We start from the raw sequence: 20,206 nt of genomic DNA on the forward strand, positions 1-20,206 counted from the left end.
AAATCGTCGCGTTGTTTACACTTTTTCTACGGTGGATAGCTTTTGTTTTTTTTGAATGGTTTTTAAACAACTATCTGTCATTATCAAGAATAAATCGGGTTTCCCGTGTCTATCGACATTCTTGACAATGCCGGATAGCTGCTCAAACGGGTCTTCAAGCAAAAGCCGAAAGTGTAAACAACGCTGTTGATTTCCACACCTTTTATTTAATTGTGATTAGAAAATAGGACAAATTGTTCTTGGGTACTGGATAATATTAGACATAAAAAACAGCCCGAAAATTTGGGCTGTTTTTGTTTGATGGTGCCGACAATGAGACTTGAACTCATACGACCTACGGTCACTACCCCCTCAAGATAGCGTGTCTACCAATTCCACCATGTCGGCTGAAAAATCAGAATTTGTTTTTACTCCGGAATAACCGGCTGGCTGGCTGCTGCTGGTTGCGAAGCGGCCGGAGCGTGATGCTGTGCTGCAGCAGGTGCATCCAAACCCAGTTTGTTACCGCTGCCCTGCTTGGATGAAATGATGCTGAGTGCTAAGCAGCAGCAGAAAAATACAGTGGCGGCGATAGCGGTGCTGCGGCTGAGGAAGTTGGCGCTGCCGGCAGAACCGAATACGCCTTGCGCGCTGCCCGTGCCAAAAGCGGCACCGGCATCAGCACCCTTGCCCTGCTGCATCAGCACCAAGCCGATGACAGCAATCGAGGCAAAGCCGCCGATAATCATAATAAGGGTTTTGAAAGCTTCCATGTTTGTTTCGCTATTTATTGTTTTGCTGCGGCTTGAACGATGGCGGCAAAACTGTCGGCCTGCAAGGATGCTCCACCGACTAAGGCACCGTCTACATTTGGCAGGGTCAGGATGGTTTGTGCATTTTGTGCATTGACACTGCCGCCGTAAAGAGCGCGGATATTAGCACTCTTGTTGGCGAAAGACAAGAGTTCTGCGTAAATAAAAGCGTGCATATCGGCAATTTGTTCGGGCGAAGCCACTTGCCCGGTACCGATAGCCCATACTGGCTCGTAGGCAACGGCAATATGGGGCATGACTTTGCCGCGCAATACAGAGAGTTGTTCGGCCACTACAGCTTGCTCCTGCGCAGCTTGGCGTTGTGCTAGGGTTTCACCCACGCACAGAATCGGGGTGAGTCCGGCGGCCAATGCGTTGTCTAACTTGGCGGAGAGGGCTTCGTTATTTTCACCGAAATACTGGCGGCGTTCGGAGTGGCCGAGCAGCACGAATTGTGCGCCAAGGTCGGCCAGCATGGTGGCGGAAGTTTCGCCGGTGAACGCGCCGTCTTTATCGAAGCGGCTCACATCTTGCGCACCGACTGGCAGAGCGGGCGCAGCTTGTTTTAAGTCGAGCAGATAGGGCAGGGGGGCGGCAATACCGGTGCAGACGTTTTCAGGTAGCCTTTGTGCCGCCCAAGCTTGGGCGAATGCCGCTGTTGAGCTGCGGCGGCCGTTCATTTTCCAGTTGCCAATAATCCAAGGTTGTTGCCAATTCATGCTGTGCCGTCCTTTCGGTTGTGGGATGGTCGGGGCTTATTCTACGGTGGTAGTTGCGGTTTGGGTTTGTTCTGCCGCGGCAGTCAGGCGTGCCATTTGGGTGGCGATGCCTTGTTCGATTTTGGCCATGGAGCCGGATTCGACTTCGTGGTAGGCCTCGAGCAGGGCGTATTTGAAGGCTTCTACGTCTGCGCCGCCGTGGCTTTTGATCACGATGCCGCGCAGGCCGAGGAAGATGGCGCCGTTAAACTTGCGCGGGTCGAGGCGGTTTTTGAAGCCGCGCAGGGTGGGCAGCGCCAGCAGAGCGGCAAGTTTGTTCAGCCAGTTGCGACTGAATTCTTCGCGGATAATGCCGCCGATGAATTTAACCGCTCCTTCAATGGCTTTTAGTACGGCATTGCCGGTAAAGCCGTCGGCCACCACAACGTCAACTTCGCCACTGAATACAGCGTTGCCTTCCACATTACCAACAAAATTCAGCGGGCTTTGTTGCAACAGGTGGTGTGCTTCTTTAATTACGCTACCGCCTTTGATGTCTTCAGTGCCGACATTCAGCAGGCCGATGCGCGGTTGGCTGTTACGCGGATACATGGCGCCGAACAGCTCGCCACCCATTACGGCAAATTGCAGCAGCTGGGCGGCGGAGCAATCCACGTTGGCGCCCAAATCCAGCATCAGGGCGAGACCGCCGCCTTTGGAGGGCATGAATTTGGCAATCGCCGGCCGGTCGATACCGGGCAGGGTTTTGAGCACGAAGCGGGCGGTGGCCATTAGTGCGCCGGTGTTGCCGGCAGATACAGCGGCCTGTGCAACACCTTCTTTCACCTGGCTGATGGCCACACGCATGGAGGAGTCTTTTTTGTTTTTCAAGGCCGACTGCGGGGCTTCGTCCATGCCCACCACTTGGCTGGCATGTATGATTTGCAGCCGCTCGTGTGAGGCGTGTTCGCCCAGCGCACTGCGGACGGCTTCTTCATCGCCTACCAAAATGAGTTTGACATCGGTTTTTTCTTGCAGGAAGGCCAAGGCTGCCGGAATGGTAACCGTAAGGCCGGCATCGCCGCCCATGGCGTCTATGGCTAAAGTAATCATTGGATTCTGTGCTTTGTTGTGTTCCGTTGCCGTGCCATGAGGCTACCTGAAAAATAGAATGGAATAGCGGCGGACGGATGGTTTCAGGTAGCCCTTAGGGCAGTTGCGGTTTTTGAGCGGCTAGTGCGTTGTGTTCGGTAATGTCGTCGGCATCCCAGGGGTAGTTGATCCACCAATCGGGCGTAACCAGGCCGCTGAAATAGGCGATATCGGGCGGGAGGATGCCTTTTTTTGCTTTGATTTTTTCGTGCAATACAGCCACACCCATCGAGGCAAAGTCTTCTTGTTGCAGCTGCTCGAGGCAGAATTGCAGGGTAACGCGGCTGTCGTCCACTTCGTCCACCACCAAAACGTGTTTGCCTTTCAGGCTTTCCGGCATGGGGTCGAGCCATTGGACTTTCTGCACAGAATCACGAGTGGTGTGGCCCTGGTCGTTGCAGTAATAGGCGGTGGTGATGGCGTAGATTGGAATATTGAGGAAGCTGCGCAGTATCCGTGCGGGGATAAAACCGCCGCCGCCGATGGCGATCATCGCATCGTAGCGGGTGCCGGACGCTTGGATTTTTTGTGCCAATTGGCGGATGGCTTGATGAATTTCGTCGTAGGTATACCAAATTTTTTCCGACATTTTCAATCCTTTGTTGGGTCGGCGCAGCGCGGGTTGTCGTTGTTGAGGCGTCTGCGTAACGGCAGATTGTAAACAGCTGCTGAATGGAGGGCAACTCATCGGCAAGGCTGGAGCCGTTTCAGGCTACCTGAAACTTCAGCTTGATTGGCTACCCTATGTTTGCAATGCAAAAAAGCCAGTAATTGCTAAGGGCAATCTGCTGGCTTGGAATCGGCCTATGGCTGATTTACTCGTCTTTGGCCTTTACCACTTTACGGCCACGGTACATGCCGTTGGCAGAAATGTGGTGCGGGCGGTGTACTTCACCGGTGGCGCTGTCTACAGACAGAGCGGGAGCAGTCAGCGCGTCGTGGGCGCGGTGCATGCCGCGGCGAGAGGGGGATTTTTTGTTTTGTTGAACAGCCATGTTGCAAACTCCTGAGGATAAACCTGAATAAAATAATTAACGACCACTTTTCAACGCCGCCAAAGCAGCAAACGGATTGGGGCGATCTTGATTGACGGCATCGAGCTGATCGGAGTGGCAGCTTTCGTGGCAGGGGGCATACGGCAGCGCCATCAAAATCTGCTCTTCCACTAGCGTGCCTACATCCAACTGCGCTTCCGGCAGTATGCCTTCGAGCTCTTCTTCGGCCGCCATGGCTTCATCCAGTGCTTCTTCACTGTCGAACAAAACGATACGCGCCTGTTCGTTTAAAGCAAAGGGCAGCGGCTGCATGCAGCGTTGGCAAACCAGCGACAACTGTGCTGAAACCGATAAATCCAAATACAGGCGCTGCCGTTTGTCGCAGCCGCCCTGCAAGGCAAAAGACACCGGCGTTTGCTGTTCGGCCAAAAACTCGTGCCGGCTTACGCGCTCGTCCATCTCGCTCAGCCGGATTTGGCCGGCCAGATGCTGCGCCTGCTCGGCCAGCGCTTTCGGATCAATCAAAATAGGGTCTGACATAAACGCGTCATGATATAATCAGCCGCCTGAAACGTCAATATTTTAATACGGTTTATGAACACAGTCCTGCCGATTGTCCTCGCTTCTTCTTCGCTATTTCGACAGCAGCAGCTGGCCAAACTAGGCCTGCAATTTACCACTGCCGCGCCTGATTGCGATGAAACGCCGCTGCCCGGAGAAACACCCCGCCAAACTGCCCAACGCTTGGCCGAGGCCAAAGCCCGCGCGCTGGCTGCACGTTTCCCGCGGCATTTGATTATCGGAGCCGACCAAGTGGCCTGCTGCAACGGGCGGCAGTTGGGCAAGCCGATGGACGTGGCGAAAGCACAACAAATGCTGGCTGAAACCGCTGGCCAAGAGCTGCATTTTTACAGCGCATTGTGTGTGTTCAATACGTTTTCAGGTAGCCTGCACCGCCATGTGGATACCACCACGGTAAAGATGCGCCCACTTACTGCGCAGCAAATCGCCCGTTATCTGGAGCGTGAACCGGATGCAGTTTATTGCGCCGGTGGCGTGAAAAGCGAAGGTTTGGGCGGTGCGCTGATTGAACGCATCGACAGCAGCGATCCCAATGCCCTCATCGGCCTGCCGATTTTCCGGCTGATTGATTTTTTGCAGGCCGAAGGGATGGCGGTTTTATGAGCTTGAGGCTAGCTGAAATTTTGGCTTCAATAGATTTGAAGGAACTGTATCGGTTTCAGAGTGGAGTGGCATGATGGATAAGGTAGAGAATCTATTTCCCGGTGCATATGTGGAGTTTTTAGCACGGTATCCAAAAGGTTTGGCAGATACCCAATTTAAGCCTGACAATAGAACAGATAACGATGAATATTTGTTTGGCTCGATATGGGACAGCAACACTATATTCCAGCAAGATTTTTCCGATTCTCCCAATTATCTGATGCCTTCCGTAATTGCCGATGATTTGGCAAGCAACGAGGTAGATATCTGCTTTAATGCACCTGATGTGTTTTCACTGAATGAAGTAAGAAGTATGCGTGCTTTTGGCATGTGCGATACAGGGTTTATTAGTTTCAACCCTGCCGATAGCTCAGTGTGTATTGTTTATGCAGATGGTTTTATAGACAAAATAGCTAATTCTTTTGATGAATTTATTTTAAGCCTACATGAATAGGCAGACTCCGAAAAATGCTGATTTTTCAGTAGCCTTTTCTAAGCCAGCAACAAAACTATGCAACCCACTTTATTCCTTATCCCCACCCCGCTAGGCAGCCCGGATACCCCCTGCCTTCTGCCGTACGAGCAAAAGCTGCTGGCCGGGCTCACCGACTTTGTGGTTGAAGGAGAGAAAACCGCCCGCGCCTGTTTGCGCCATTTCGGTTTGAATGCCCCGCTGCAAGAGTTGAGCCTGCGCACGTTAAACAAACACACCGAACCAGCCGAATTGCCCGATTTGCTGCAACCGTTGCGCCAAGGCCGCAGCATGGGCCTGCTCAGCGAAGCCGGTTGCCCCGCGGTGGCCGACCCCGGCGCGGCGCTGGTGGCGCTGGCGCATCGCGCCGGATTTGCCGTGTGGCCGCTGGTAGGGCCGTCCAGCCTGATGCTGGCTCTGATGGCCTCCGGTGCCAACGGCCAGCAGTTTGCTTTTCGTGGTTATCTGCCCGCCGATTCTGCCGGGCGGGTAGGCTACCTGAAAACCATCGAGCAGGATTCGCAGCGCCGCAACGAAAGCCAAATCTTTATCGAAACCCCGTATCGCAACAACGCCCTGCTGGCCGATGCCGTGGCCGCGCTGCAAGCCGATACCCTGCTGTGCGCCGCCAGCAACCTCACCCTGCCGGAACAGCGCATCATCAGCATGACGGCGGGTGAATGGCGCAAACAGCCGCAACTGCCCGACCTGCACAAGCAGCCGACCGTATTTGTGGTGTATGCCGCCGGCCAAGTGCCAGCACCTGCCCGTAAACGGCGTTAGAGGCTACCTGAAACCTTGGCTCGGCTGCTTTTGAACGCCTTGTTTTTGGCGAAACCCGATTTGCTCGTTTTAGCTTCGCAGAAACTCACTTCGGTTGTTTTAACGGCGTTAAGGCTTCGCTTTCAGGTAGCCTTTGCCATCCAATCGTATTCAATAGAAGAGGCCTTATGACCCCCATCCCCGTGAGCATCACCATGCTGGTGAAAAACGCCGAGCGGCACTTGGAAGCCTGCCTGACCGCACTGGCCGCATTTGACGAAATCATCGTGCTCGACAACGGCTCCACCGACCGCACGCTCGACATTGCCCGCCGCTTCCCCAATGTGGCCGTGCACCATCACGAATTTATCGGCTTCGGCCCGATGAAAAACCTGGCCGCCGGTTTGGCGCGCAACGATTGGGTGCTCAATATCGACAGCGACGAAATCCTGCTGCCCGAGCAGGTGGAAGCCATCCGCGCGCTTGATTGGAGCGACAGCGGCAAAATCTACGCCCTGCCGCGCCTGAACCATTATCGCGGCCGCCCCATCAAAAGCTGCGGCTGGTATCCGGATTGGGTGAAACGCCTCTACCACCGCCAAACCGTGCGCTTCAACGACAACCAAGTGCATGAGTCCCTGATCGAATCGGCCGGCAGCAGCGTGGTGAGGCTACCTGAAAAACACCCGCTCCTGCATTACTCGTTCGACGGCGCCGCCGCCCTCATCAGCAAAATGCAGCACTACACCGATTTGTTTGCCGAGCAGCAGCAATTCAAACGGCGCGCTTCGGTGCTCAGCGCAGTAGGGCACGGCGCGGCGGCGTTTTTCAAAAACTATATTTTGAAGCGCGGCATGTTTGACGGCGGCGACGGCTGGACGATTGCCTTTGCCAATGCCAGCGGCGCCTACTACAAATACATCAAGCTGCACGAGGCCAACCAGCGGCTCACCGTGTCGCTCATCATCACCACGTACAACCGCCCCGACGCGCTGGAAGCCGTGCTGCGTTCGGTGCTGGTGCAGCGCGTGCTGCCGCAGGAAGTGATTGTGGCCGACGATGGCTCGCGCGACGATACCCGTGCCGTGGTCGAACGCTATCGGACGCAGTTCCCGGTGCCGCTATTGCACGCCTGGCAGCCCGACGACGGCTTCCGCCTGGCCGAATCGCGCAACCGCGCCCTGGCGCAGGCGGGCAGCGACTATATTGTGATTATCGACGGCGATATGGTGCTGCATCCCGAATTTATCGCCGACCACAAACACGCTGCGAAAAAAGGCCTGTTTGTGCAGGGCAGTCGCGTGATTCTCACGCCGGAGAAAACCCACGAGCTGCTGGCCAATCCTGCCAGCTACCGCGTGCTGAAATGGTATGAGAAGGGTTTGGAAAAACGCTTTGAAAAACGCTTCTCCGCTTGCCGCCTGCCGTGGCTGTCCAAGCGCATCCTGCGCCGCGAAACCCGCGATGATTTTCACGGCATCCGCGGCTGCAATATGGCTTTCTTCCGCGAAGACGCGCTGAAAGTCAACGGCTTCAACAGCGATTTTGTCGGCTGGGGGCGTGAAGACAGCGAATTTGTCGCCCGCTTTTTCAACAACGGCGGCCAACGCGCCAACCTGAAATTCGCCGCCGTGGCCTACCACCTCTACCACCCTGAAGCCGAACGTGCCGCCCTGCCGGAAAACGACCGCCTGCTGGCCGCTGCTCAGGAGCAGAAGCTGGTGTGGTGCGAAAACGGCGTGGATCGGTTTTTATAGTAAATTAAATTTAAACCAGTACAGCGTTGGCTCGCCTTGCCGTAACGTGTTGTACTGTCTGCGGCTCGCCGCCTTGTCCTGATTTAAATTTAATCCACTATATGTGCAGAGTAAGCGTTGCGGATGATAAAAAGGCTACCTGAACAATCAGGTAGCCTTTTGGTTGCTGGAAACAGGCGGTTAACGGTTGCCGTCGGTATTGTATTTTTTCTCCAGGCGGGCGAAGAACCAGGCCAGTGCCATGGTAAGCATCAGGTAAACCAAGGCGATGAAGTAATACGGCTCTTCATACACATAATAACGGCCGGCCGCGCTCTTGGCGACATAGGTGAGCTCGGCTACGGCGATGGTGGCCAAAAGCGAGCTGTCTTTGAGTAGGGTGATGAATTCGTTGCCCAATGGGCCGAGCATGCGGCGCAGGGTTTGCGGAAGGATGATGTAGCGCATGGCTTGGCCGTAGCTCAAACCGAGCGAGCGGGCAGCTTCCATTTGGCCGCGGTCGATCGATTTGATGCCGGAGCGGAACACTTCGGTGATGTAGGCGCCGGAGTTGAAGGAGAGTGCCAAGACACCGGCCACCAACGGGGCATAGTTTTGGCGCAGGTAAACAGCCAAATCGCCGCTGATCAAGAGGCCGTTTTGCTGGTGCACCAAAAGGGGCGACCACACGTTGTGCCAAATGAAAATTTGCACCAGCATCGGTGTGCCGCGGAATAGGGTAACGTAGAGGCGCGAGCATTGTTGCAGCAGCCACAACAGGCCTTTGGTAACGATGTTGCCTTTTTCGATTCGAATCACGCGGATCAGGGCATTGCACAAACCCAGAATCATGCCGAAAAAGGTGGCGGCAGCGGCGATGCCGATGGTGGCCAGCACGCCGAAGAAGAACATTTGGCGATATTCGTAGATAATCGGAAAATGTTGGGAAAACAGTTGAATAAGGCCGGTTTCGCTGCTCATAGAAATCTTAGCTCAGTTGCAGAATTGTTTACGGATTTTGACGAAATAAGGGGCGGATTGTACAAGAAAACGGCGGGCTTGTCAGTTGGCGGCAAGTGGCCGGAAAGGGGATGGTTGGCGGCAAAATGAATATAGTGGATTAAAATAAGAATGCTACAGCGTTGGCTCGCCTTGCCGTATTGCTCATACTGTCTGCGGCTCGCCGCCTTATCCCATTCTTATTTTAATCCACTATAAAGGCTACCTGAAAACGAAGCTTCAACGCAGTTAAAACGAACGAAGTGGGTTTGTTAAATCCCAGCTTCTTCGGGGCTTCATTTTCAGGTAGCCTCTGCTTTCAGGTAGCCTGATTGCAATTGGCTGTTTAGTCGGCAGGGTTGGCCAGGCGGTTGATTTCGGCCAGCACGGCGGCGGGGTCGGGCGCTTGGGTGATGGGTCGGCCCATCACGAGATAGCTGCTGCCGGCCTCGAGGGCTTGGGCAGGGGTCATGATGCGGCGCTGGTCGTCTTGGTTGCCGCCGGGGTTGGGGCGGATGCCGGGCGTAACCAGCACAAATTCGCTGCCGCGCTGCTGGCGCAGGGTGGCGGCTTCGTGCGGGGAGCAGACCACGCCGTCGAGGCCGGATTGCTGCGCCAGGGCGGCCCAGCGGGATGCCCAATCGGCGATGGGGGCGGTGAGGCCGAGTTCGTTGAGGTCGGTCTGCTCCATACTGGTGAGGATGGTGACGCCGATGAGCAGGGGGCGTTGGCGGTGGTTGGCCACGGCTTCAGCAGCGGCTTCCATCATGCGGCGGCCGCCGGCGGTGTGCATATCCACCATCCACACGCCCATGTCGGCGGCCACGCGGCAGGCGGCGGCCACGGTGTTGGGGATGTCGTGGTATTTGAGGTCGAGGAAGAGGTGGAAGCCTTGGTTGATTAGGGCTTCGGCCAAGTGTCGGCCGGTGGCAGTAAACAGTTCTTTGCCGATTTTGAGGCGGCACGAATCGGGGCTTAAGCGGCGCACGAAGGAGAGGGTGTCGGCTTCGTTGGCAAAATCGAGGGCGACGATAACGGGGGTGCGGCGGGCGGGCGGAGCGGAGTCGAGGATAAGGGGATTCATGGAAATGGGAGCGGATGGGGTTGAAATGGAAAAAGGCTACCTGAAAGCCGTGTTGCTAAGAAATAGGTTTCAGGTAGCCTTTAAAATTAAGCATCAAGCGGGGGCATGGGGCTGCCGCTTTCTCCAGCTGCGGCAGTGAGCTCGGCGAATTCTACTGGATGGCGGCGGATATAGGGGCAGACGGTGCAGAAGTCGTCTTCCGATACCAGGCAGTAGTCGGCATCGAGCTCGTCGAACTGGGGGAATTGCGCGCGCAACTCTTCAATGCTGCTGCCATTTTGGGCTGCGGCTTGGATGGCGGCACCGTGCTGTTGGTAAAGGGCACGGGCGCGGTCGATGATGTTGGGTGTGTCGCAAACACCCCATTGACGCAGGTATTCGGCGGTTTCGGGAGAGAGGGCATGTTCTCCTCGTCCATCGGCAATCAGCAACACAAAGCCGTCGTCTTCCATCAGGAGGTCGAGGCTGAGGTAGGCGAGCAGGGCGCGTTGGGCACCGCTATAGCGTTCGATAAAACGGTCGCTGTGGCGGATGCGGTGTGTCCACACGTGGAGCATGCGGTACATTTGGTTGATGGTCATCATATTATTGGACATTTTATTTCTCCTTTAGAACTAAACTACGATGGAACTAAACTACGGTACTACGGTGAAACTAAATTGCGGTGAAGCTAAACTTCAATTTTGTTGGGTGTAAAGGTCTCCCATTTGTTGCAGGCGGGGCAGTGCCAGAAGAACACTTGCGATTTGAAGTGGCAGTGGCGGCAGCGGTACATCACGTTTTTCTGCAGGGTGCGCCCGATTACGCCGCGCATCATGTCGGCATCGCTCTTCCAGGCGGGGTCGAGGTTGCTCAGGCGCAGGCCGAGCAGGCGGTATACGCCGCCGAGGTCGGGCTTTTGGCGCACGAGTTCGACGGCAGTTTCGGCCGCCTTTTCTTCGCCGTAGAGCAGCAGCGATTTTTCGTAAACTACGTTGATCAAATCAAGCTGGGGAAAAGTTTTCAGGTAGCCTGTGAGCACGGCGAGGCCGGCGGCGGCTTCACCTTGGGCATCGTAGGCGTCATACAGTTTTTCGCCCACCATGCTCAAGTAGGCATGGTTTTGTTTTTCGATGGCGGTGTAGGCGGCCACGGCGGCGGGGTAGTTGCCCAGCTTTTGCTCCAAATCGCCAAGAATCATGTTGGCGCGGGCGCATTTGCGGTTGGCATCCAGCGCTTTGGCGATGTCGGTGCGGGCTTGCTCGAAGTCGGATTTAAACAGGGCGGCCTGCGCCAGCTCGCAGTAGAATTGGGCGATTTCGAAGCGGTAGGTTTGTTCGTCGTGGCTGAGCAGTTGGGCGGTATCGATGGCTTTGGCCCAGTCGCGGTCTTGCTGATAGATATTCAGCAGCACTTGGCGGGCTTGGGCGGCCATATTGCCTTGCTGCAGGCCGAGGAAAATCTGCTCGGCGCGATCCACCAAGCCGGCGCTTTGGTAATCTTGCCCGAGCTCGAACAGCACTTGGTTGCGCCTTTCGCCCACGGTTTCTGGCGCCTCGAGCAGGGCTTGGTGCAGGCGGATGGCTTTGTCGTTTTCGCCGCGCTGGCGGTAGAGTTTGCCTAGAGTGAGGTGCAGCTCGTGGGCGTTGTCGCCGGCGGGCAGCAGCTCGGTCATGTCGGCCAGGTGGCGGGCGGCGCTGCCGAGGTTGCGGTCTACCAAGGCATCCAGGCTGGCGTAAAACGCGGTGGGCACGGATTTGGCCTGCTTGAGCACGGCTTTCATGTCTACCCGGGCGGCAAACCAGCCCATGGCAAAGAAGACGGGCAGCAGGATAATCGGGGTGAGCCACCACCAAATATTGCCGTCCATGTGCCTATTCCTTTACCGGGGCAGCTTCGGGCACAGGCTGGGCGGCATCGGCGGGCACGGGTGTTTGCAGCTGCTCCTGCGCGATCCGGGCGTTTTTGCGCACTTCGTTGCGCAGGCGGTTGTTTTCATGACGCAAGGAGAGCAGGCGGCCAAACATGGAAAACACGCCGAACACTGCGCCGATAACGAAAAACGCCAAGAGCAGCAGAATCAGCGGCAGGCTGATTTCTCTGCCGGGCAGATAGCTGAAGTTGACGATATGGGTGTTGAATGCGGCTAAAACGATAAAAACCGCCAAAAGCAGCAGTTTGATGATGAGCGAAAACAGTTTCATGAGGCTGGGCCTTTCGTCATGCGGGCGGGAATGGATATCAATGGCGAAGTGTAAACTATTTGGGGGGTTTCAGGTAGCCTGCCGGGCAGCGGGAAGGCTACCTGAAAATATGTTATGATGGTTTCAGCTTATTAAGTTTGCTGTCAGCTAGCCGATGTTAAGCGGCTAACCATTTCAAACAATAATAAAATATCCATCAAACCCTGCCGGCCGGATTTTTCTCCCACTCGTTAAACAAATTAAGGAGCAATCTGATGTCTGCAACTGCTGTAACCCCCGTATCCGAATCCCTATTCAAACTCGACCTGAACCAAGCGCTGCCAGTGAGCGAGCAGGCCACCACTTCGCGCACCGTGCTGAACAACGATTTGCTGCGTGTGGTGGCTTTCACGCTGGATGCCGGCCAAGTGCTCACCGAGCACACCTCCACCAAGGCCGTGGTGGTTACCCTGCTGGAAGGCGAGATGGATTTCTCCATCGGCGCGCGCCACGAAATCCTGCATGCAGGCGATGTGGTGTATCTCGCTCCGAACGAACGCCATGCGCTGAGCGCCGTGAGTGCTTGCCGGATGCAGCTGGTGATGGTGAACGTGGATTGAGCTTGGATAAAGCAGCAGGCGCGGTGTGCCAAACCGCGCCTGTTTTGTTGAGGCTACCTGAAAATAAAATGGCGGCTGGATAAGGCTGTTTTTAGGTAGCCTTTACTTCTGATTGCAGGCTGCCTGAAACATGATTTGCCCATACAGCCGCTACAAACTTTAACCTAGGGCTAACCGTAGCTTAAGAAAACGGTCTGTTACAATGCACTCGTTGTTCTGCATTGGGTTTTGGCCGCGCAAAAGGCCAATCCGCCTTAGAGAACGCCAATTACATTCCAACTACATTCCAAATGAAGGGAGTTTGAAAATGAAATTTTGGCAATCAACAGCATTAGCTGCTTTGGCTGTGGGTATCGCTGCCCCGGCATTCGCTGCCGGCGGCACTGTGTCTTATGTCTGCCAACAAGGCAAACAGGTGGATGTGAGCTATCAGTTCAACAGCCGCGGCAAACCCGTGTCTGCGCGCGCGCGCCTCAACGGCAGCAACCGCAATATGGCTTTCGATGCGCGCCGCTCTGACAGCACGGGCACTGCGTTTAAAGACCGTGCCGGCTACAACCTGACCGGCCCGGTGCTTACCGCCCGCAACTACCGTAGCGAAGAAGGCATCAGCATCCTCTCGCCGCGCAGCGAATTCCTGTATAAAGACTGTAATCCGCGCCAAAACGAGCCGGCCCGCCAAGCTCCGCCCGCTGCAGCCCGTAGCGGCAGCGTGGCCTATGTGTGCCAGCAAGGCCGCCGCTTGAACGTGAATTACCACTTCAACTCTGCCGGTGTGCCCACCAGCGCCGAACTGCGCGTGAACAACCGCAATCTGCGCCTGCCGTACAACCTGTCGGCTTCCGACAATGTGGACACCGTATTCAGCGCCAACGGCTACCGCCTGACCACCAATGCCATGGATTCGGCCAACTACCGCAGCCAAGATATCATCGTGAGCGCGCCCAACGGCCAGATGCTGTATAAAGATTGCTCGCCCGCCCGTTAATCGGAGTGGCGGATAGGCAAACAGGCACAACTTTGCGGTTGTGCCTGTTTTGTTTGGCCATCGGGTTTCAGGTAGCCTTTTGGGGTTCAATGATGCTCAGCAGCTTTTCTGCCAAGTTGGTTTGTGCCAAATCAGAAAAGCGGATGCTCAAACCGTCGGCCAAGTCGTTGACCACGATGAAGTCGTTGCCTTGAAATGTGATTGTCCACATATCTGCATTCGGCGCCATGGCGTAGTCTGATAAGTGGATGCACGGATGTTGCCGTAGGGCAGTGTCGATATATTGGCTGGATATATCGTCGGCGTGGGCAGATGGCAGCTCCCACAGGGAGGCATTGAGCTTGAAGGGTGTGCGCATAGTAGTAAGTAAAACAGGCTACCTGAAATTGAGTTTGTCCAAAGTGCCAGAGAGCATACAGACAAGAAAAATCGCAAACCAGCATAACTAGCTGATTTGCGATTAGGATTTTGGTGCCGGCGGCAGGAATCGAACTCGCGACCCCCTGATTACAAGTCAGGTGCTCTACCAACTGAGCTACACCGGCAAGAAGCGGCGAATTATGCCGATGTTGTGTGTATTTGGCAAGAGGGTGCAGCAAAAAATGGGAGAAACGTGGTTTTGCAGCAACTTGGATAGGAGTGAAGAATGGGGTAGTACCGCATATGTTTTCATGTAGCCTGTTGCGGGAACAGGCTACCTGAAAATACGTTCGCGGCGCTGAAGCGGCTGCAACCTAACCGGTGAGCTGTTTGGTAATCAGTTTTTTCACCGGCGGCAGGTGGTTGCTCAGGCGCAGTACGGTATTGCGCAGGAATTTGGCGGGCGGGGTTTCATTGGTGAAGAGTTTCACCACGAAGTTGGTGCCGTGATACAGCGCGCGGGTGTGCAGGATATGTTTGGCTTCGTATTTTTCCAAAAGCTTGGTGTCGGCGATGTCTTGGCCGGAAGCGGCAGCCTGCACGATGAGGCCGGCCAGGATGTCGGCACTGGCGAGGCCAAGGTTGAAGCCGTGGGCGGTAACGGGGTGCATGCCCACGGCGGCGTCGCCGATGAGGGCGGTGCGGCGGGTGGAGAAGCGGCGGGCGTGTACGCCAACCAAGGGATAGGTGTGGATGCTGCCGGCCGGGGTCATCTTGCCGAGTTGGCCTTGCAGATGTTGCTCAAGGTCGGCAGCCAGCGCTTCGGGGCTGAGCTCGGTGATTTCATGTAGGCGGCGGTTGTCGATGGTGATGACGCAGTTGGTCATGTGTTCACCCAGCGGCAGCAGGGCGATGGTGCGGCCGTAGCTGAAGCATTCGTAAGCGGTGTTTTCGTTGGAGGTGGTGTGGGAGAAGCGTGCTACGAGCACGGTGCGGCCGAAGTCGTGCATGTCGGCGGAAATGCCGGCCTGGCGGCGGGTTTGCGAGAAACGGCTGTCGGCGGCGATGAGCAGACGGGCGGATACGGTGTCGCCGTTGTCGAGCAGGATGCTCACGCTCTCTTCGCCGTTGACGGCTTCCTGCACTTTATGGCCGGTGAGGAAATGGACGTTTTCATGCTGGCTGGCGGCTTGGTAGGCGGCGCGGCGGATGTCGTGGTTGGATACGAGGAAGCCGAGCTGGCCTTTGCCGTCGGTGGGCGGGGGGAAGTTGAGGGTGTAGGGGGAACTGCCGTTGATCACTTTGGCGGCTTTGAGCGGGTAGATGCCTTCGGCGGGGATATGTTGCCACAGGCCAAGTTTTTCCATGATGCCGCGCGAGGGGTGGGTGAGGGCGATTTCGCGGCCGTCGTAGGGCGGGTTGGCCAGGGTTTCCTGGCTGCTTTGTTCGATGAGCAGGATGTTCAGGCCGCTGGGGGCGGCTGCGGCGGCGAAGCTGAGACCGGCCGGGCCGGCGCCGATAACGACGATATCGCAAGTGTGCTGCATGGTGGGGCTCCTCTTGGGTGGCAGGGAAATGGTTGTGCCGGATTATACCGCAAGTATGCGGGCGGCTGCGGGGAGGGTGTGGCGAAACTGGTTTTCAGGTAGCCTTCCTGTGTGGCAAAGGTTACCTGAAAACATAGATAGATTGGCATTGCCATGTTGCAGCATGAAGTTTCAAGTTTTTCAGGTAGCCTATTTGTAATCGGGCTACCTGAAAATCGTGTGGAGGTATTCGCTTGTGCCGCTTCGGTTATAAAATAGTCGGATGACAAAGATGAAATTAGATATGGAGCCGGATAATGAATAAACAGGATACGCAAAAGCTGTTGCAGCAATTGGGCAAGGAGGCGAAGCGGCGGCAGGAAGAGGCTGCGGCGCAGGCTAAGCGGCAGCGTCGGGACGAGCCGGATTTTGCGGCGGCGGTGGGCAAGGTTACGCCGCTGAAAAACAGTAATCGGGTGGCTGCGCCGAAAGACAATAAGCCTTTGAAACGGCGGTTTGATGAGATGGAATGGGATGAGGAGGAGTATTTCTACGTGAGTGCCGACAGCGAGCACGAGTCGCCACGTTCGTTTTGCAAAAATGGCCGCGGGCAGGATGATATCCGCCGCCTGGTGGCCGGGCATTGGCCGTGCGTGGGGCGTTTGGATTTGCACGGCTGCACGCGTGAGGAGGCGCAGCGGGAGTTGAGCGAGTTTATTGAGGAAGTGTTGCGGCGCGGGGTGTGCGCGGAAATCGTGCACGGCAGCGGGCTGGGTTCGCACGGCTTTGTGCCGGTGTTGAAAAGCTTGGTGCGCCGCTGGCTGATGGCACATCCGGAAGTGCTGGCTTATGCCGAGCCGCATGGTGCGAACGATGGGGCGGTACTCATTTTATTGCGCAAACGGCGCGCAGGGTAGGCGTTTCTGTTTTGTTGTTTTATGTATAAGCTATCCCAGGCTGTTTTTGGATGATTTTTTAGGCGGCGGGGCACTGGAACAGGGTTTGTGCCTTGAAGAATAAAGGCTTTAAAAGCCTGAATAAAAACGTTGCCAATCAGGCGCAAGACTGTTAATATTCCACGGAAATACAGAGTGTTGCAGCATTGTCGGCGCGGTGGAAATTTTCGGAAAACAACAGTTTCCCGGTTCGGCTGTTTAAGCATATGCTTTTATGGCCGATTTTTGCTGTGTTGCCAAACGAAAAAGCGAAGCTCTTTGATTAACCCAAGTAAAGAGGATAAGGATTTATGTCTGCCGAAAAACATGATATCGACCCGATTGAAACCCAGGAGTGGTTGGATGCGCTCAGTTCCGTGCTAGAAAACGAAGGCTCGGAGCGGGCGCATTTTCTGTTGGAAAACTTGGTGCGCTACACCCGCCGTCGCGGCGTGCACCTGCCGTTTAGCGCCACCACCGCGTATCTGAACACCATCCCGGTCGGCAAGGAGCAGAAATCGCCCGGCAATCAAGAGCTGGAACACCGCATCCGCGCCGCCATCCGCTGGAACGCCGCCGCCATGGTGCTGCGTGCCGGCAAAAAAGATTTGGAATTGGGCGGCCACATCGCTTCCTTCCAGTCTTCCGCTACTTTGTATGACGTGGGCTTCAACCACTTCTGGCGTGCCAAAGACGAAGCTGCCGGTGAAGAAGGTGATTTGATTTATGTTCAAGGCCACTCTGCTCCCGGCATTTATTCCCGCGCCTTTGTGGAAGGCCGTCTGAGCGAAGATCAGCTGAACAACTTCCGCCAAGAAGTGGGTGGCAACGGCTTACCGTCTTATCCTCACCCGCACCTTATGCCTGATTTCTGGCAGTTCCCCACTGTATCCATGGGCTTGGGCCCGTTGATGGCGATTTACCAAGCCCGCTTCCTGAAATACTTGGAGTCTCGTGGCCTGGCCAAAACCAAAGGCCGCAAAGTATGGTGCTTCTGCGGCGACGGCGAGATGGACGAGCCGGAAAGCCAAGGCGCTATCGCTTTGGCCGCCCGCGAAGGCTTGGACAACCTGATTTTCGTTATTAACTGCAACCTGCAGCGTTTGGACGGCCCGGTGCGCGGCAACGGCAAAATCATCCAAGAACTGGAAGGCAACTTCCGCGGCGCAGGCTGGAATGTGTTGAAAGTGATTTGGGGTCGCCGCTGGGACGGCCTCTTGGCACGCGACACCAACCACGCCCTGAAACAGCGCATGGAAGAATGCTTGGATGGCGACTACCAAACCTTCAAGTCCAAAGACGGCGCATACGTTCGCGAACACTTCTTCAACACGCCCGAATTGAAAGCCCTCGTGGCCGATATGTCTGACGACGAAATCTGGGCCTTAAACCGTGGCGGCCACGACCCGTACAAAGTTTACGCTGCTTACCACGAAGCCGTGAATAACGCCGGCGGCCGCCCCACTGTGATTTTGGCCAAAACCATCAAAGGCTACGGCATGGGTGCATCCGGCGAAGGCCAAAACGTTGCCCACCAAGCCAAGAAAATGGATGTGAAGTCGCTCAAACAGTTCCGCGACCGCTTCGGTATTCAGGTAACCGACGAGCAAATCGACAGTGGCGACTTGCCCTACTTCCGCTTTGCTGAAGACAGCCCGGAAATGCAATACCTGCGCGAACGTCGCAACGCCTTGGGCGGTTACTTGCCGGCACGTAATCCGAACAACGAAGCCCTGCCGATTCCGGCTCTGGAAACCTTCGACGCCCAGCTGCAATCCAGCGGCGATCGCGAATTCTCCACCACCATGGCTTTCGTACGCATCTTGGCTGCTTTGTTGAAAGACAAGCAAATCGGCCGCCGCATCGTGCCGATTGTGCCCGATGAGAGCCGCACCTTCGGTATGGAAGGTATGTTCCGCCAATACGGCATTTGGAACCCGAAAGGCCAGCAGTACACCCCGCAGGATAAAGACCAGCTGATGTTCTACAAAGAGAGCGTGGATGGCCAAATTCTGCAGGAAGGCATCAACGAGCCGGGTGCTATGGCCGACTGGATTGCTGCTTCCACCAGCTATGCCAACAACCGTTACGCCATGATTCCGTTCTACATCTACTACTCCATGTTCGGTTTCCAACGCATCGGCGATTTGGCTTGGGCTGCCGGCGACATGCATGCACGCGGCTTCCTCTTGGGTGGCACCGCAGGCCGCACCACTCTCAATGGTGAAGGCCTGCAACACGAAGACGGCCACAGCCAGCTGCAAGCCGACCTGATTCCGAACTGCGTCAGCTACGACCCGACCTTCCAATACGAAGTGGCCGTAATCGTACACAACGGTCTGCAACGCATGTACGTGGATAACGAAGACGTATTCTTCTACATCACCCTGATGAACGAAAACTACGCCCACCCCGCCATGCCGCAGCGCAAAGGCATCGAGCAGGAAATCCTCAAAGGTATGTATCTGTTCCGCGAAGGCGGCAAAGGCGACAAACGCGTTCAGCTGATGGGCTCCGGCACCATCCTGCAGGAAGTGATCCACGCTGCCGATTTGCTGAAAAACGATTTCGGCGTGGAAGCCGACATCTGGTCTTGCCCCTCGTTCAACCTGCTGCACCGCGAAGCCATCGAAACCGACCGTTGGAACCGCCTGCACCCGGCTGCCGAGCAGAAACTGCCCTTCGTGAGCCAGCAGCTGCAAGGCCATGCCGGTCCGGTTGTCGCCGCTACTGACTACATCCGCAGCTTCGCCGACCGCATCCGCGCCTACATCCCTAAAGAAAACGGCGACTATGTAGTGCTCGGTACCGACGGTTTCGGCCGCTCTGACAGCCGCGCCAACCTGCGCAGCTTCTTCGAAGTAGACCGCTACCATGTGGCTGTGGCCGCGCTGGACGCTTTGGCCAAACAGGGCAAAGTGGGTAAAGACGTGGTGCAGAAAGCCATCGAGAAATACGGCGTTCAAACCGAAGTTGCCCCCAGCTGGAAACGCTAATCCCGGCCTGAAGTTTTCAGGTAGCCTTGCCCCTGCGGTAGAGGCTACCTGAAAAACAGAAAAGGAAAAATATGAAACCCTTATTCGTTGTATGCTCCGTCGCCTTGCTGGCTGCTTGCGCTTCCAATGCGCCGGTGGTGCAGGAAGAAAGCACCAGCTACGACAGCAGTACCCAAGCACGCGTGCGCCTTTACGGTCAAAACCAAAAACCCACCATCATGGTGAGCGGCATCGACTGCGAAGCCGAAGATCGGCGAGCCCGCCGCGGCCATAAAGTGAACGTGGGCGGCAGTTTGGGTGATGCGTTCGGTTCGTTTGCCGGTACGGCCAGAAGTCGCAGTTTGGGCATAGCCGAAACCGAACACAGCAAAAACATCGGACAAATGAACGGTATCCTCTCGCGGGCATTTTTCCGCGAGTATGCCGTGCCGGCCGGCAAAGCTGTGAACGTACAGGCTGCCTATATCGGCTTGCGGAATGCGATGGAAGGCGCTACCGAAACCGTCATCCAACACGAAGGCTCGTGCAACACCCGCATGGCTTCATTCGTGCCCCAGGCCGGGCACGATTACGAAGTGATCGGCCTGTCCGGTCGGCGCTGCGCCGTGGCCGTGTATGAAGTCAGCACCCAAGGCGAGTTGAAACCGGTGGAATTGCAAGACGCGGTAAGCTGCCGAAGAAGGCGTTAAGTTAACGGTGTCTGAAT

23 protein-coding genes and 2 tRNA genes are annotated in these 20,206 nt (G+C 56.0%); 9 read left to right on the plus strand and 16 right to left on the minus strand.

Features of this window, described 5'->3' with window-relative positions; translation table 11 throughout:
- Positions 1-301 precede the first annotated feature (301 nt).
- The 7 genes from HMPREF2796_RS03145 to HMPREF2796_RS03175 all read right to left on the minus strand — a co-directional run bounded on the left by HMPREF2796_RS03145 (position 302) and on the right by HMPREF2796_RS03175 (position 4,176).
- Positions 302-387: transfer RNA gene (locus HMPREF2796_RS03145), tRNA-Leu, on the minus strand.
- Positions 388-407: 20 nt separating this feature from the next.
- Entirely contained in the window at positions 408-752 is a 345-nt protein-coding gene (gene secG, locus HMPREF2796_RS03150; RefSeq protein WP_023887171.1) for a preprotein translocase subunit SecG, read from the minus strand.
- Positions 753-766: 14 nt separating this feature from the next.
- Positions 767-1,510 carry a triose-phosphate isomerase gene (gene tpiA / locus HMPREF2796_RS03155; RefSeq protein ID WP_070630896.1) on the minus strand — a complete coding sequence of 248 codons (744 nt, stop codon included), beginning with the start codon at positions 1,508-1,510 and terminating at the stop codon, positions 767-769.
- Positions 1,511-1,546: 36 nt separating this feature from the next.
- Positions 1,547-2,602, minus strand: coding sequence for a phosphate acyltransferase PlsX (plsX, locus tag HMPREF2796_RS03160; protein WP_070630899.1), 1,056 nt, complete (start codon positions 2,600-2,602; stop codon positions 1,547-1,549).
- Between the two features lie 94 nt (positions 2,603-2,696).
- Positions 2,697-3,230, minus strand: a complete 534-nt coding sequence (locus tag HMPREF2796_RS03165; RefSeq protein WP_003824257.1) for a phosphoribosyltransferase — start codon at positions 3,228-3,230, stop codon at positions 2,697-2,699.
- A gap of 226 nt (positions 3,231-3,456) precedes the next feature.
- A complete protein-coding gene (gene rpmF / locus HMPREF2796_RS03170) occupies positions 3,457-3,636 on the minus strand; it encodes a 50S ribosomal protein L32 (protein ID WP_003824258.1) in 180 nt (59 codons plus the stop codon).
- Positions 3,637-3,672: 36 nt separating this feature from the next.
- A complete protein-coding gene (locus HMPREF2796_RS03175; protein WP_070630900.1) occupies positions 3,673-4,176 on the minus strand; it encodes a YceD family protein in 504 nt (167 codons plus the stop codon).
- 54 nt (positions 4,177-4,230) lie between these two features.
- Between HMPREF2796_RS03175 and HMPREF2796_RS03180 the strand changes: the two genes are divergently transcribed.
- The 4 genes from HMPREF2796_RS03180 (at position 4,231) to HMPREF2796_RS03195 (ending at position 7,851) form a co-directional block, all read left to right on the plus strand.
- Positions 4,231-4,821 (plus strand): Maf family protein, encoded by a 591-nt coding sequence (locus HMPREF2796_RS03180; RefSeq protein WP_070630902.1) that lies wholly within the window; start codon positions 4,231-4,233, stop codon positions 4,819-4,821.
- A gap of 70 nt (positions 4,822-4,891) precedes the next feature.
- On the plus strand, positions 4,892-5,314 hold the full coding sequence (locus tag HMPREF2796_RS03185; protein ID WP_070630904.1) for a hypothetical protein: 423 nt from the start codon (positions 4,892-4,894) through the stop codon (positions 5,312-5,314).
- 57 nt (positions 5,315-5,371) lie between these two features.
- On the plus strand, positions 5,372-6,115 hold the full coding sequence (locus tag HMPREF2796_RS03190; protein ID WP_070630905.1) for an SAM-dependent methyltransferase: 744 nt from the start codon (positions 5,372-5,374) through the stop codon (positions 6,113-6,115).
- 167 nt (positions 6,116-6,282) lie between these two features.
- Entirely contained in the window at positions 6,283-7,851 is a 1,569-nt protein-coding gene (locus HMPREF2796_RS03195; RefSeq protein WP_070630907.1) for a glycosyltransferase family 2 protein, read from the plus strand.
- Between the two features lie 180 nt (positions 7,852-8,031).
- On the opposite strand, the gene HMPREF2796_RS03200 is transcribed toward HMPREF2796_RS03195, so the two are convergent.
- From HMPREF2796_RS03200 to HMPREF2796_RS03220, 5 genes are all read right to left on the minus strand, one after another.
- Complete coding sequence (locus HMPREF2796_RS03200) at positions 8,032-8,811, minus strand: amino acid ABC transporter permease (RefSeq protein ID WP_003824267.1); 780 nt, start codon at positions 8,809-8,811, stop codon at positions 8,032-8,034.
- A gap of 364 nt (positions 8,812-9,175) precedes the next feature.
- Complete coding sequence (gene pyrF, locus HMPREF2796_RS03205) at positions 9,176-9,913, minus strand: orotidine-5'-phosphate decarboxylase (protein ID WP_070630909.1); 738 nt, start codon at positions 9,911-9,913, stop codon at positions 9,176-9,178.
- A gap of 86 nt (positions 9,914-9,999) precedes the next feature.
- Positions 10,000-10,509, minus strand: a complete 510-nt coding sequence (locus tag HMPREF2796_RS03210; RefSeq protein ID WP_070630910.1) for a DMP19 family protein — start codon at positions 10,507-10,509, stop codon at positions 10,000-10,002.
- A gap of 74 nt (positions 10,510-10,583) precedes the next feature.
- Positions 10,584-11,762: a lipopolysaccharide assembly protein LapB gene (gene lapB / locus HMPREF2796_RS03215; RefSeq protein ID WP_070630911.1), complete on the minus strand. Its 1,179-nt coding sequence runs from the start codon at positions 11,760-11,762 to the stop codon at positions 10,584-10,586.
- A 4-nt stretch (positions 11,763-11,766) separates the two neighbouring features.
- Positions 11,767-12,096 carry a LapA family protein gene (locus HMPREF2796_RS03220; protein ID WP_070630913.1) on the minus strand — a complete coding sequence of 110 codons (330 nt, stop codon included), beginning with the start codon at positions 12,094-12,096 and terminating at the stop codon, positions 11,767-11,769.
- A gap of 254 nt (positions 12,097-12,350) precedes the next feature.
- On the opposite strand from HMPREF2796_RS03220, the gene HMPREF2796_RS03225 reads away from it, so the two are divergent.
- Together HMPREF2796_RS03225 and HMPREF2796_RS03230 are read left to right on the plus strand one after the other, a co-directional pair.
- Positions 12,351-12,695 carry a cupin domain-containing protein gene (locus HMPREF2796_RS03225; protein WP_070630914.1) on the plus strand — a complete coding sequence of 115 codons (345 nt, stop codon included), beginning with the start codon at positions 12,351-12,353 and terminating at the stop codon, positions 12,693-12,695.
- Positions 12,696-13,002: 307 nt separating this feature from the next.
- Positions 13,003-13,683, plus strand: a complete 681-nt coding sequence (locus tag HMPREF2796_RS03230; RefSeq protein ID WP_003824276.1) for an ACP-like domain-containing protein — start codon at positions 13,003-13,005, stop codon at positions 13,681-13,683.
- Between the two features lie 67 nt (positions 13,684-13,750).
- Here HMPREF2796_RS03230 and HMPREF2796_RS03235 read toward each other — a convergent pair whose 3' ends face one another.
- The 4 genes from HMPREF2796_RS03235 to HMPREF2796_RS11745 all read right to left on the minus strand — a co-directional run bounded on the left by HMPREF2796_RS03235 (position 13,751) and on the right by HMPREF2796_RS11745 (position 15,755).
- A complete protein-coding gene (locus HMPREF2796_RS03235) occupies positions 13,751-14,041 on the minus strand; it encodes a hypothetical protein (protein ID WP_070630916.1) in 291 nt (96 codons plus the stop codon).
- Positions 14,042-14,152: 111 nt separating this feature from the next.
- Positions 14,153-14,228 (minus strand) — tRNA-Thr (locus HMPREF2796_RS03240).
- 189 nt (positions 14,229-14,417) lie between these two features.
- Positions 14,418-15,590 carry a 5-demethoxyubiquinol-8 5-hydroxylase UbiM gene (gene ubiM / locus HMPREF2796_RS03245; RefSeq protein WP_070630918.1) on the minus strand — a complete coding sequence of 391 codons (1,173 nt, stop codon included), beginning with the start codon at positions 15,588-15,590 and terminating at the stop codon, positions 14,418-14,420.
- 42 nt (positions 15,591-15,632) lie between these two features.
- Entirely contained in the window at positions 15,633-15,755 is a 123-nt protein-coding gene (locus tag HMPREF2796_RS11745) for a hypothetical protein (protein WP_256388659.1), read from the minus strand.
- Positions 15,756-15,886: 131 nt separating this feature from the next.
- Between HMPREF2796_RS11745 and HMPREF2796_RS03250 the strand changes: the two genes are divergently transcribed.
- The 3 genes from HMPREF2796_RS03250 to HMPREF2796_RS03260 all read left to right on the plus strand — a co-directional run bounded on the left by HMPREF2796_RS03250 (position 15,887) and on the right by HMPREF2796_RS03260 (position 20,189).
- The gene (locus HMPREF2796_RS03250) at positions 15,887-16,486 is read left to right on the plus strand and encodes a Smr/MutS family protein (RefSeq protein ID WP_070630920.1); all 600 of its coding nucleotides are present in this window, start codon (positions 15,887-15,889) and stop codon (positions 16,484-16,486) included.
- Between the two features lie 329 nt (positions 16,487-16,815).
- Positions 16,816-19,500, plus strand: a complete 2,685-nt coding sequence (aceE, locus tag HMPREF2796_RS03255) for a pyruvate dehydrogenase (acetyl-transferring), homodimeric type (protein WP_003824283.1) — start codon at positions 16,816-16,818, stop codon at positions 19,498-19,500.
- Between the two features lie 71 nt (positions 19,501-19,571).
- Positions 19,572-20,189: a hypothetical protein gene (locus HMPREF2796_RS03260; RefSeq protein ID WP_064104907.1), complete on the plus strand. Its 618-nt coding sequence runs from the start codon at positions 19,572-19,574 to the stop codon at positions 20,187-20,189.
- Positions 20,190-20,206 lie beyond the last annotated feature (17 nt).

The sequence above is a fragment of the Eikenella sp. HMSC071B05 genome (assembly GCF_001811325.1).
GTDB classification, from domain to species: Bacteria; Pseudomonadota; Gammaproteobacteria; order Burkholderiales; family Neisseriaceae; genus Eikenella; species Eikenella corrodens.